General features: G+C 56.8%; 11 protein-coding genes and 1 other RNA gene. 5 read left to right on the forward strand and 7 right to left on the reverse strand.

Going from position 1 to position 11,929, the window contains the following annotated elements:
• The first annotated feature begins 190 nt into the window (after positions 1 to 190).
• The 4 genes from ACFFIY_RS04085 to ACFFIY_RS04100 all read left to right on the forward strand — a co-directional run bounded on the left by ACFFIY_RS04085 (position 191) and on the right by ACFFIY_RS04100 (position 1,923).
• Positions 191 to 466, forward strand: coding sequence for a hypothetical protein (locus ACFFIY_RS04085; RefSeq protein WP_354198370.1), 276 nt, complete (start codon positions 191 to 193; stop codon positions 464 to 466).
• The gene (locus tag ACFFIY_RS04090) at positions 463 to 927 is read left to right on the forward strand and encodes a hypothetical protein (protein WP_354198372.1); all 465 of its coding nucleotides are present in this window, start codon (positions 463 to 465) and stop codon (positions 925 to 927) included. Before ACFFIY_RS04085 ends, ACFFIY_RS04090 begins: the two co-directional genes overlap by 4 nt.
• A gap of 61 nt (positions 928 to 988) precedes the next feature.
• Positions 989 to 1,309: a thioredoxin family protein gene (locus ACFFIY_RS04095; protein ID WP_354198374.1), complete on the forward strand. Its 321-nt coding sequence runs from the start codon at positions 989 to 991 to the stop codon at positions 1,307 to 1,309.
• 95 nt (positions 1,310 to 1,404) lie between these two features.
• Positions 1,405 to 1,923, forward strand: coding sequence for a cysteine peptidase family C39 domain-containing protein (locus tag ACFFIY_RS04100; protein ID WP_354198376.1), 519 nt, complete (start codon positions 1,405 to 1,407; stop codon positions 1,921 to 1,923).
• 57 nt (positions 1,924 to 1,980) lie between these two features.
• Here ACFFIY_RS04100 and ACFFIY_RS04105 read toward each other — a convergent pair whose 3' ends face one another.
• Together ACFFIY_RS04105 and hutH are read right to left on the reverse strand one after the other, a co-directional pair.
• Positions 1,981 to 2,913, reverse strand: coding sequence for a 5'-3' exonuclease (locus ACFFIY_RS04105; protein ID WP_354198378.1), 933 nt, complete (start codon positions 2,911 to 2,913; stop codon positions 1,981 to 1,983).
• A 35-nt stretch (positions 2,914 to 2,948) separates the two neighbouring features.
• Positions 2,949 to 4,451, reverse strand: a complete 1,503-nt coding sequence (gene hutH, locus ACFFIY_RS04110; RefSeq protein ID WP_354198380.1) for a histidine ammonia-lyase — start codon at positions 4,449 to 4,451, stop codon at positions 2,949 to 2,951.
• A 468-nt stretch (positions 4,452 to 4,919) separates the two neighbouring features.
• Here hutH and ACFFIY_RS04115 point away from each other — a divergent pair, with 468 nt between their 5' ends.
• A complete protein-coding gene (locus ACFFIY_RS04115) occupies positions 4,920 to 6,425 on the forward strand; it encodes a glycine betaine uptake BCCT transporter (RefSeq protein WP_354198382.1) in 1,506 nt (501 codons plus the stop codon).
• 605 nt (positions 6,426 to 7,030) lie between these two features.
• On the opposite strand, the gene ssrA is transcribed toward ACFFIY_RS04115, so the two are convergent.
• The 5 genes from ssrA to secG all read right to left on the reverse strand — a co-directional run bounded on the left by ssrA (position 7,031) and on the right by secG (position 11,780).
• Positions 7,031 to 7,388: a transfer-messenger RNA gene (gene ssrA, locus ACFFIY_RS04120) on the reverse strand.
• A gap of 106 nt (positions 7,389 to 7,494) precedes the next feature.
• Positions 7,495 to 7,962 carry an SsrA-binding protein SmpB gene (smpB, locus tag ACFFIY_RS04125; RefSeq protein WP_354198384.1) on the reverse strand — a complete coding sequence of 156 codons (468 nt, stop codon included), beginning with the start codon at positions 7,960 to 7,962 and terminating at the stop codon, positions 7,495 to 7,497.
• Positions 7,963 to 8,035: 73 nt separating this feature from the next.
• The gene (rnr, locus tag ACFFIY_RS04130) at positions 8,036 to 10,456 is read right to left on the reverse strand and encodes a ribonuclease R (RefSeq protein ID WP_354198389.1); all 2,421 of its coding nucleotides are present in this window, start codon (positions 10,454 to 10,456) and stop codon (positions 8,036 to 8,038) included.
• A gap of 38 nt (positions 10,457 to 10,494) precedes the next feature.
• Positions 10,495 to 11,241, reverse strand: coding sequence for an alpha/beta hydrolase (locus tag ACFFIY_RS04135; protein ID WP_354198391.1), 747 nt, complete (start codon positions 11,239 to 11,241; stop codon positions 10,495 to 10,497).
• A gap of 311 nt (positions 11,242 to 11,552) precedes the next feature.
• Positions 11,553 to 11,780: a preprotein translocase subunit SecG gene (gene secG, locus ACFFIY_RS04140; RefSeq protein ID WP_354198386.1), complete on the reverse strand. Its 228-nt coding sequence runs from the start codon at positions 11,778 to 11,780 to the stop codon at positions 11,553 to 11,555.
• Positions 11,781 to 11,929 lie beyond the last annotated feature (149 nt).

The following is an 11,929-nucleotide window of genomic DNA, read 5'->3' on the forward strand; positions in this document are numbered from 1 at the left end:
TTGCCTCCTTCAGTTTTGAATGAATGCTCATTCATTTTACAGCCAAAAAAATAAACAACTGCCTTGCTTCATAGTTTAGAATATTTCAGTCGTTTCTGCAAGTGGGCTTATCAAAAAATTGGACCGGCTTTCATAGTGCACGGAAATTTGCGCATGCTATTAGGAATATATGACGCAAGGAGTGACGAGGATGGGCATCTTTTCAAAAGGTGCGATTGAAAAAGGGAACGAGCAGGACACGACTCCGGAACTTTTTTCCGCGGACACGATCACCAGCGCCAACCTGAACGACTTGGAAAAGATCATGGCGCATCATCTGCTCCTCTCGAAATTATGTTCTGCGGGCATTTCAACCGTCAAACTGCCTGACCTGAAAAAGACGATCGAATCAATGCGGTCCGATCACCTGCAGCAGATGTCGGACCTGCTGGAATTCATTAAGAACGGAAAGGAGGGGGCCTCGTGACCGGCAAAGAAGATCCGTGTTCTGCGGATAAAAAACAGGAAGACGGACAGCAGCCCGACGAGCAGAAGCAAAGCGGGCAGCAGCAGTCCTGCCAGTGCCAGCAGCAAGGACAGGAACCGCAAGCCCAGGAAAAGGATCCAAAACAGCAACAGCAAAAAGAAAAGCCGGCCGATTCCGACGGCGGCCAAAATTCCGGAGAATTTAACGACCAGGAGATCGCCCGGCTGCTGCTTGTCATGGAAGAATCGCTTTCTTTGCTTCTCGTACGGGCGCAGCAGGGAATCTTCAGCAGCCAGTACCAGTCCATGATCGCCGGATTCCTCAAAGACTCTGAAAAGAACCAGCGGAATATGCGGGATTTGATGCAGCGGCATGGCTGGCTCAAGCCCGAGCCGGCAAAAAAATGCGAGTTTGAGCAACTGCTCCAGACCTACAAAGACTCTGCGCCCCCCACCCTCTGAATCTTCCGGCTACCCTCCGGTGTTGCCGGCGGTGTACACTGTCGGTATAGGAGGGATTGTTATGGAGAAAATCACAAGCGCCGAGCAGTTCAACGAGATCATCGGCGGACCTGAAGAGACACTCATCAAGTTCCAGGCCGGATGGTGCCCGGACTGCCGCCGGATGGAGATGTTCATCGATCCGATCGAAGAGGAGTATTCCCGCTTCCGGTGGTATGACGTCGACCGGGATGCCCTTCCGGAAATCGCGGACAAATATGAAGTCATGGGGATCCCGAGCCTGCTCATCTTCAAGGACGGCGAAAAGAAAGCCCATCTTCACAGCGCCAATGCCAAAACCCCGTCGCAGGTGACCGACTTCCTGGACAGCTACAACGGCTGAGCCTCACCCGGGATGCCGGACGGCAAAGTTGCAAACACAAGGGATTTTCCGTACGTTCGTGACAGTACGGAAAATCCCTTTTGGCGGTGACCCATATGAAGATGATCAACGGATTCAGCGGCAAATCACAGTTTGAACCGGACATTGAAGCCGCACAGCGCAATTCGGCCTGCGGCGCCGTAACCGCCTATACGATCATCCGTCACCTGGCGGGCGGAGACGATACTGTTTCTTCCCTCTACAGGCGGATCGGCGGGACCCGGATCGGACTTCCCGTCCGCCGGTTCATCCGGGGCGTGGCAGAAGTCCTCGGCGCCGGATGGCAGGTGGAGCGCTGCACGATCGGCGGCCTGAAAAAGGAAATCGATGCCGGGCGGCCGGCCGCCGCCAAGTTTGACAAATGGTTTTCTTTTCGCTGGTTCGGGCGCTATGATTTTGACTATCACTGGGTGCCCGTCATCGGCTATGAAGAAACGGCAGACGACACGGTCCTCTTCATCCATGACAACGGGGGACCCGGCCGGCCGAGCCGGATCCGGCAGATTTCCTTCCGTAAAAACGAACCGGTCCTCACATTCGTCAGGATCACGCCGGATGCATGCCGGCAGCAGTGAAAAACGGGCAATCTGCAGGATACGTTCTGCGGATGGCCCGTTTCATTATGGATCCGTTCAGCCGAACGGCCATTCTTCCGCCGCTTCCTCCACCGGAAACAGATTGAGCAGCTGACGCGCGGCGGTCCCGTAGCCTTCCGCCTCGAGTGCCCCGGCAGTCTCCCGAGTGTACCGCGGAACTGCCAGCTCGCCGAGTTCCCCCGGGACCGGGATGTTGCAGTCGATTTCGGCAAGCTCCCGCGACAGTTTCAGCATGACGAGACTTTCGTCAATCTTTTTCCGGACGGCCGGCTTCAGTTCATCAAGCGCCGCCAGCACCCCGTTGACGCTGCCGTGTTCCAGGATGAGCGTTGATGCCGTCTTTGGCCCGATGCCCCGGACACCCGGATAGCCGTCGCTGGAATCCCCGGTGAACGCTTTCAGGTCGACAAACTGCGAAGGCTCGAATCCGTATTCTTCCTTGAACCGATCATATGTATACACATCGAACACCGTATGGCCTTTTTTCATGAATGCGATGCGGACACCGGGCGCCAGGAGCTGGAGCAAGTCCTTGTCACCGGACATGATCGTGATGTCTGCCTCGTCTTTCCAGCGATCCACGAGGGAGCCGATGACGTCATCGGCCTCGACACCGTCGATTCCGAAGCTTTTCCAGCCGAGCAGCCAGGCCGACTCACGACCCATCTCAAATTGCGGACCCATTTCCTCCGGCGGAGCCGGACGGTGCGCCTTGTAGCCGTCATACAGCTCATTTCTGAACGTGTAGGCCCCCATGTCCCAACAGACCGCAAGATGCGTCGGACGGAAGATCGACTGCGCCGACAGCGCATGCCCGATGAATCCCTGGACGGCATTTGTCGGCACCCCTTCCTGATTCCTCATGAAGCGCCCGTGGACGGCCGTCGCATAAAAGGCACGGAACAGGAGCGCCATCCCGTCGATCAGAAGAAGATGGGGCCGGTTTTGTCCATTTTCCGTTGATTGCATGTACGCTCACCTCCCGCTCTCCATCATACCTCACTTTATGCAGGAGAAGTGAATCCGGCATCTTCCAGGAGCCAGCGTTCGAGTTTTGAAATGTCCTTGCTGAACACCCGGTCCTCATCCAGCGGCCGGGTCACCGATCCCAGCGCTTCCCACTTGGACAACAAGGCCGGCGCCATATTGTCCTTTCCCCGGATGGCGCACGCATGATGAGCACAAAAGGCTTCGACCGCCAAGACCCGGCGGACATTCGTGATGATGTCCCGGGCATGGCGGGCGGCGGTCGTCCCCATGCTCACATGGTCTTCCTGGTTTGCGGAAGAAGGAATCGAGTCGACCGATGCCGGGTGTGCCAATGTCTTGTTTTCTGAAACAAGGCTGGCCGCCGCATACTGGAGAATCATCGCGCCCGACTGAAGACCGGGCTCCGGGCTCAGGAACGGGGACAGCCCCTCATTGAGCTGCGGATTCACGAGCCGTTCAATCCGGCGCTCGGAAATATTGGCCAGCTCCGCCATGCCGATCTTCAGAAAGTCCATTGCAAAGGCGATCGGCTGGCCATGGAAATTACCGCCCGATATGATCGTCTCGCCGTCATCGAAAATAAGCGGATTGTCCGTCGCCGCATTCATTTCAATCTCGAGTTTTTCCTTTACATAGCCAAGCACCTGCCAGCTGGCACCGTGAACCTGCGGGATGCAACGGATGGAATAGGCGTCCTGGACCCTCTCCTCCCCTTGCCTGGTCGCAAGCCGGCTTCCTGCAAGCCAACCGAGCATCCGCTTTGCCACTTCCGACTGTTCCGGATAACCCCGTGCCTCATGCACGGCCGGATGGAAAGCGTCGGTGATGCCCCTCAGCGCTTCGACCGTCATGCCGGCGATCCATTCGGCCTGCAGCGCCAGCTGCTCCGCTTCCAGGTAGTTCAGCGCTCCAATCGCCGTCATGGCCTGCGTGCCGTTGATGAGCGCAAGCCCTTCTTTTGCTTCGAGTACCACCGGGCGGATGCCGTGCTCTTTCCACACATCCGCCGACCGAACCCGGCGGCCCTCTTGCCAGACCTCCCCTTCACCGACGAGGACAAGCGCCAGGTGGGACAGCGGAGCCAGGTCACCGGAAGCGCCGAGCGACCCCTGGCTCGGAATGACCGCATCCATTTTCAGGTTCACCATGTCCGCCAATCGGTCAAGGACTTCCCGCCGCACGCCCGAATGGCCTTTGAGAAGGGCATTCAGCCGGAGGACGGCCATCGCCCGCGTGACCGTCTCAGGAAGCGGATCGCCGAGCCCGCAGGCGTGGGACCGGATGAGGTGCAACTGAAGCGCCCTTGTGTCTTCGGAATCGATCGTCACGTCGCTGAATTTGCCGAAACCTGTATTGATCCCGTAGACTGTCCGGGATTCTCGCACCACCTTCTCGACGGCTGCCCGGCTCTTTGCCGCCTGGTCTGCCGCATCCGGACAGATGCGGATCTTCTCTTCTTTAAAAATAATATCTTTCAGCTTGACGAGCGTTAAATCGCTGCCATTCAGAATAGCCATCTTGATCTCTCCTTTCCTCGATTTTACCGCTTTAGGAAAGCGCCTTCATCCGTTTTCGGAAAGTTTCCTCTTCATTAATAATGTACTGCATCAGCTGGTTGAAGTTCTGCAGTTTACTCGGCATGAATAAGGGAAAAAGGGAATGTTAAAGGAAGAGGTTCTTGCGGTCCGCTTTAAATAATGAAGAAAGCATCCTCTCCGAGAAATCCTGTTCTTCTTTGCTTGACCGGACTGCAGCCTTTCCTTTTTCGCAAGGAATACAATTCTTTCCCCGCTCGAAACTTCCGCGGCCGGCCGGTTGCATGAAGTCCGGGGCCATGCGGTCCGGCGGCTCTTTCTGTTGTGATTTTCCGCCTTTTGGAGAAGTGCAGGTGCAACCGGCGATCCTTGACAATGACCACGGATTTGCGTTAAGGTCAAAAACTGTGTGAGAACGTGCGGAAATGTATATCTGACTGGAGGGATTATGTGAAGAAAATATCTAATGTTTTTTGGATAGCCGTCGCCCTGGTCATACTGGCGGTCGGCTACGGAACCATAGCTCCCGCGAGCTTTGAAGGCGTCACGAGCCGGATGACCAATTTCATCACTTCGGCTTTCGGGTGGTATTACCTGCTCATCGTGACCGGCATTGTGCTGTTCTGCCTTGTCCTCATCATCAGCCCGGTCGGAAGGATCCGGCTCGGAAAAACGGACGAGCGCCCGGAATATTCGACGATCAGCTGGTTTGCCATGCTTTTCTCGGCAGGCATGGGAATCGGGCTCGTCTTCTGGGGTGCCGCCGAACCGCTGTCGCACTTTGCGATTGATACGGCGACCGAAGAGCCCGGCACCCGCGAAGCTTTTCTGGAAGCCATGCGATTTACGTTTTTCCACTGGGGCATTCATGCCTGGGCCATCTACGGAGTCGTGGCGCTTTCGCTCGCCTATTTCCAGTTCCGCAGAGGGTATCCGGGTCTGATTTCCGCCACGCTCCGCCCGCTGTTCGGCGACCGTGTGGACGGGCCGCTCGGAACGGTCATCGATGTTCTCGCCGTATTTGCCACCGTGTTCGGCGTGGCCACGACGCTCGGTTTCGGGGCCATCCAGATCAACGGAGGGCTTTCCTATTTGTTTGATATTCCGATCAGCCTGCCCGTACAGACGACGATCATCGCCATCGTCACCGTACTGTTCATGATTTCCGCCTGGTCCGGCCTTAACAAGGGGATCAAGTACTTGTCCAACGCCAACATGGTGCTGGCCGTCCTGCTGCTGATCCTTGTACTCGCCGTCGGTCCGACCCTGCTGATCATGAATATGTTCACCGATTCCATAGGTTCCTATATCCAGAACCTGCCGAGGATGAGCTTCCGGTCCGCCCCGCTCAACTCGGAACAGCGTGACTGGATCAACGGCTGGACCATCTTCTACTGGGCCTGGTGGCTTTCCTGGTCGCCGTTCGTCGGCATCTTCATTGCCAGGGTTTCGCGCGGACGGACCATCCGCCAGTTCCTCGTCGGCGTCCTCATCCTGCCGGCGCTGCTCAGCTTTTTCTGGTTCTCTGTTTTCGGCTCGACGGCCATCGACGTCCAGCAAAAGGGCGCAGACCTGACCGGCCTATTGACAGAGGAAACACTGTTCGCCGTGTTCCACCAGCTCCCGCTGACTTGGGTCACATCGATTGTGGCGCTCATCCTCATCGCCACCTTCTTCATCACGTCGGCCGACTCGGCCACATTCGTGCTCGGGATGCAGACAACCCACGGCTCCCTGACCCCTCCGGCCGGCGTCAAGCTCACATGGGGTGTCCTGCAGGCGGTGATCGCGGTGATCCTGCTGTATGCCAACGGCCTGACCGCCCTGCAAAACTCGCTCATCATCGCGGCGTTGCCTTTCTCGTTCGTCATATTGCTCATGATGGTCTCACTGTATAAGGCACTGAGCGAGGAACAGAAACGGATGCTCGCCTCGATCTATACGAAGCGAAATTAATAACGCAGAAAGCCTGTCCCGGAAGAGGGACAGGCTTCTTTGTTATGTTTACCGGCACAGCAGCGCCCGGTTCCCCGGCCGTAACCGCGCATACGATACGGGGAATGCGGAAGGAGTGTAATCATAAATGGTTAATAGATTTCCCGGCAGCTGGGATCCATGGGAATCGCAAGGTGACTGGTACCGCCACGGCCGCATGCCCTGGGATTCAACGGATAATTGGGAAGACAGATGGGGACCGGGCCCCGGCGGCGGACCAGGCGGCGGCCGGCCACCGGTTCCGGGAGGCCCCGTCACACCCCGTGCAGTTGACCCGGGAGCCATCAGAGGCTGCCTGTACAGAGTGACGCGAGTAAGATTGGACCGGGGCAGCAGCTTTTGGTTCTATCCGACGTTCGTCGGCAGAGAATCTGTCGCAGGCTATCGTTGGCGCAGCCGTTCAGGCCGGTGGGAATACTTTGGCATCGACCTCGACCGCATCCGCTCCTTCTCCTGCAGGTAAATGGAAAAGAGCAGAAGGCTCGGCAGGGAAGGCAAAGCAAAAGCCCCCGCATCGTCATCGATGCGGGGGCTTTTTATGTGAAGATGCCACCATTGTTTATGTATGGTGGAGACGGCGGGATTTGAACCCGCGTCCAGAGACTCCAATACCCTGGCTTCTACGCGTGTAGCTGATCTACTGGGTTTCGCGCGGCATTCTGCCGGTCAGCAGGCGTCCTGCGCGCTATCCTGATGATCTCTTACGCCCGCTTCAGGCGGCGGTCAGGCGTCGTATCCCACTGATTAGTGAGTCCTCAGATGCCACATGGGCGATGGAACCGGAGGACCGTTTCGGCAGCTTACGCTGCGAAAGCGAGGTTGTTGTTAGTTTTGCCAGTTGTTATACGATGTCGTTGATACGGAGCCGACCCTCCGACGCGCCACCAGGGCTCAGACCATCCCTGTCGAATCCAAAACGTCCCCGTATGGGAATATTGGACCGGCTATGATTAGCCGATACTGCAAGACTTTCACTGGCAATCTGTATAGACAGTATAAGACAAAACAGGAGAAATTGCAAGCGGGCGGCTCAGTACTGCTGCTTCGCCTTGAACACCCGCTCCATCTCCCGCTTCGCTTCCTTCTTCTTCAGGTCTTCACGCTTGTCATATTTCTTTTTCCCTTTGGCGATGCCGATCAAGACTTTGGCATAGCCGTTTTTGACGTACATCTTGAGCGGGATGATCGCAAATCCCTGTTCCTTCGTCTTGCCGATCAGTTCGTTGATCTGCCGTTTATGCAAGAGGAGCTTCCTTGCCCGGAGCGGATCATGGTTGAAGCGGTTCCCCTGTTCATAGGGGCTGATGTGCATATTGGAAATCCAAGCCTCATTGTTGCGGATCCGTACGAAGGCATCACGGAGCTGGACTTTGCCGTTTCGCACTGATTTGATCTCCGTCCCCTGAAGAACAATTCCCGCCTCGATCGTATCTTCTATAGAGTAGTCATGGCTCGCCTTCTTGTTCTGGGCCAGCACACGGCTGTCTTGCTTGGCCATTTTTCTTCCCCCTTAACGGCAACGGGACGGCAGGCTGCCGTCCGTCGCGTCATTGATAGGTTTTGTTAATCAATCATTTTTTCGGTCCGCGGCTGCCTTGGCCGCCGCCTTGGCCGCCGCGCCGGCTTCCGCCTCCCTGGCGTCCCTGCGGCCGGCCCGAGCCGCCGGAGCCGCCGGAGCCTCCGCGGTTGCCGCCGCGGCTGGAACTTCCGCCGCCGCGTCCACCGTTGCGGCCCCCGCCGCTGCCGCTCCGTCCGCGTCCGCCGCCTTCACCTTTGCCGGGCGCTTTGCCGCGCGTGTCCCCTTTTGTCCGGATGACTTTCGGGGTTTCCTTGCGCGTGCGCCTGACCGGTTCCGGCATGCCGACGATTTCAAAGTCGATCGCCGATTCTTCCGGCTTCACCGATACTACGCGCACTGTGATCGGATCACCGATGCGGAACTGCTTCGCCGTGTGTTCACCGATCATGATCATCTGGCGGTCGTCGAACCAGTAATAGTCGTCCGTCATATAGCTGACGTGTACAAGCCCTTCGATTGTGTTTTCAAGCTCCACGAACAAGCCGAAGTTCGTGACGGACGAAATGATGCCTTCGAACTCCTCGCCGATCTTGTCGACCATGAACTGAGCCTTCTTGAGCGCTTCTGTATCGCGCTCCGCGTCCACGGCGCGCCGCTCCATCTCGGAGGAATGCTGGGCGATGTCCGCGATTTCCCCTTCCCATTTCGCCTTCGTCGCCGGGGACGTGTCGCCCTCAACAAGATACGTCCGGATCAGCCGATGGACGATCAAATCCGGATACCGGCGGATCGGGGATGTGAAGTGAGTATAGAAGTCAGTCGACAGTCCGAAGTGGCCGAGGCTGTCCTCGGAATAGCGGGCCTGCTGCATCGAGCGCAGCAGCATCGTCGAAACGACCGGCTCTTCCGGCTGTCCTTCGATGGAGTCGATGATCTCCTGCAGGGCACGCGGATGGACTTTGTTCGACGTTCCGCGCACAAGCAGTCCGAAATTCGTGATGAACTCGAAGAACCGCTCGAGCTTCTCGGCCTTCGGATCTTCGTGGACACGATAGATGAACGGGACGCGCAGCCAGTGGAAGTGCTCTGCCACGGTCTCGTTGGCCGCCAGCATGAATTCCTCGATCAGCTTTTCGGCGATGGTGCGCTCGCGGACCACCACGTCCACCGGCCAGCCTTCTTCATTGACGATGATCTTGGATTCCTTGAAGTCGAAGTCGATTGCGCCGCGGTCCATCCGCCGTTGCCGCAAGATGGCGGCGAGTTCGGCCATATGCTCGAACATCGGGACGAGCGGCTCATACCGCTTCATGAGCTCTTCGTCTTTTTCCTCCAGGATTTTGTATACATCGTGGTAGGTCATCCGCTCGGTCGTCTTGATGACACTCTGGAAAATCTCATGGGAGGTCACTTTGCCGTTGCCGTCGATGATCATTTCACAGCTGAGCGTCAGACGGTCCACTTGCGGGTTGAGCGAGCAGATCCCGTTGGACAGCCGGTGAGGAATCATCGGGATGACCCGGTCGGTCAGATAAACGCTTGTCCCGCGTTCGTAGGCTTCCTGGTCAAGCGGGGAATTTTCCGTCACGTAGTAGCTGACATCCGCGATATGGACGCCGAGCTTGTACGTGCCGTCGGCATTTTTCGTGACCGTGACCGCGTCGTCCAGATCTTTTGCATCGGCGCCGTCGATGGTGACGATCGTTTCGCCCCGGAGGTCCCGCCGCTTGAACAGATCCTGTTCACGGATCTCATCGGGAACCCGGTTTGCCCACTCGATGACCTCGGCCGGGAACTCGGTCTCGATTCCGTATTTATAGATGATCGACAGGATGTCGACGCCGGGATCGTTTTTATGTCCGAGCACCTGGACAATGATGCCCTCGGCGGATTTCCGGTCGCTCGGCCACTCTGTGATTTCCACGACGACTTTATGGCCGTCGACTGCGCCGAGCGTATTTTCCTTCGAAACAAACACATCCATCGGAAGCTTCTTGTCATCCGCGATGACAAAACCGAACCCTTTGTGGGCCTGGAACGTCCCGACGATCTTCGTGTTTTTCCGTTCGGCGATCCGGAGAACCGTCCCTTCCTGGCGGTCGCCGCCTTTTTCCTTCAGGATCCGCACCAGGACCGTATCTCCGTTCATGGCCGTGTTCGTTTCATCGGGCGGAATGAAAATGTCATCCATTCCTTCTTCTTCAGGCACGACAAAGCCGAACCCTTTGGCGTGGCCGATAAATCGCCCGCGGATGATGTCCATGCGCTCCGGCACGCCGTAGCGGTCCGCGCGGGAACGGATCACGTCCCCTTTTTCTTCAAGCGTGACGAGCACTTTGACGAGTTCCTTGAAGTCATCTGCATCCGTCATGCCGAGCTCTTCCTGGATCTCCTGCACCGTCATCGGCTTGTACGATTCCTCTTCCATGAACGAAAGAAGCCGATCTTTTAACTCCGTCAAATAATCTTCCACGTAATCCCCTCCATCCGGTGCCTGTCCGGCACTGGCAGTCAGTCGTTCCAATCAAGCGATTCCAGAAATTCCAGTATGTCCTCATGCAGCTGTTCTTTTTCAGGTCCAAGCGTAATGACATGTCCCGAATCCGGATATTTGTTCAATTTCTTCTTCGGGGACTGCACTTCCCCGTAAATGTAATCGGCGGATGCCGGGTCGATCACATCGTCCTTTTCTCCCTGGACAACGAGGATCGGTGCATATACTTCATCCACATGCTCCCGGACGTCCAGGACAAATTCCCGCAGATCCGGCAGAGAATCCATTCCGGCCTCGCGGATCGAGCCGACTTCCTCCCGGATCGTTTCAGGTTCCTTGCCCTGATAGCGCTTGTATTCCTCCGCATACTGGAGCACGCCTTCAAACATTATATCCGTTGTCTTCATCGACATCGGCGCACACATCGAAACAAGCCCTTTCACAGGATAGCTATACCCCAATTTGAGGGTGAACACACCGCCGAGCGACAGCCCGGCAACCGCAATTTCCTCATAGCCTTCCTCTTTCAGCCGCTTGTAAGCCTCCACGGCATCTCCCCACCAGTCTGCGGGTCCGGTTTCCAGCAATTTTTCGGGACCCGTGCCGTGGCCTGAGTAATGCGGGGCATAGCATGTATAGTCATGTTTCTCCAAGAACCGCCCGAGCATGCGCACATCCGCCGAATTTCCGCGAAATCCGTGCAGAAGCAGTACGGCTCTCGGTCCATGCCTGAAGAAAAACGGTTGCGGAGGAGCCAATTTCACTTTTTTCATCTTTCACGCCTCCTATTTTAACAGCTTCCCCAAGAGCGGGCGAAGCCAAACGGGACGGCAACGGGCGCCGCGCAAGCCAAGTGGACAGCACCTTCATTTCCTGAACCGGATCCAAAAAACCATTGCGACTCACTCAAAGCACATTGCGTCTCACTCGGTTCCCATAGCGACTCACTCGACGCTCTTTGCGTCTCACTCGACAGGCACTGCGTCTCACTCGCCGCGCGTTGCGGTTCCCCGCCCGTCCACGTCTGATTCAAAAAACGCCCGGCCGCTCAGGCGGCCAGGCGGTCTGGGTGTATTCAGATCTTCGTCACGGCGATGGCCAGGACAAAGAAGAGGACTGACAGAACGATTGTCACACGCTGGAACACGAGGTCAAGGCCGCGTGCTTTCTGCTTGCCGAAAAGTTGTTCGGCTCCGCCGGAGATGGCTCCTGAAAGACCCGCGCTTTTCCCGGATTGCAGGAGGACGACCACGATCAGTGCGATCGACACGATCAGCAGCAGCGTCATAAGCAGTGTATGCATTTTTCCACCTCCTGAAACGGTTCTATTCTATCTATATTTTAGCAAAGCAAAGCCGGGGGCACAACACCCCCGGCGAACATTATGGCCCTACGTCAATTGTTGGGGTGAGGACATCGTCCTCACTCTTTTTTAGGCCACATGAATTTCCA

It is taken from the genome of Bhargavaea ullalensis, from assembly GCF_042432615.1.
Classification (GTDB): Bacteria; Bacillota; Bacilli; order Bacillales_A; family Planococcaceae; genus Bhargavaea; species Bhargavaea ullalensis.

Bases quoted from the DNA above. Each gene is read 5' to 3' on its own strand.
- ACFFIY_RS04085 (WP_354198370.1), top strand. From the start codon at position 191: ATGGGCATCTTTTCAAAAGGTGCGATTGAAAAAGGGAACGAGCAGGAC.
- ACFFIY_RS04100 (WP_354198376.1), top strand. From the start codon at position 1,405: ATGAAGATGATCAACGGATTCAGCGGCAAATCACAGTTTGAACCGGAC.
- smpB (WP_354198384.1), bottom strand. From the start codon at position 7,962: ATGGCCAAGCAAGACAGCCGTGTGCTGGCCCAGAACAAGAAGGCGAGC.
- ACFFIY_RS04105 (WP_354198378.1), bottom strand. From the start codon at position 2,913: ATGCAATCAACGGAAAATGGACAAAACCGGCCCCATCTTCTTCTGATC.
- secG (WP_354198386.1), bottom strand. From the start codon at position 11,780: ATGCATACACTGCTTATGACGCTGCTGCTGATCGTGTCGATCGCACTG.
- ACFFIY_RS04095 (WP_354198374.1), top strand. From the start codon at position 989: ATGGAGAAAATCACAAGCGCCGAGCAGTTCAACGAGATCATCGGCGGA.
- hutH (WP_354198380.1), bottom strand. From the start codon at position 4,451: ATGGCTATTCTGAATGGCAGCGATTTAACGCTCGTCAAGCTGAAAGAT.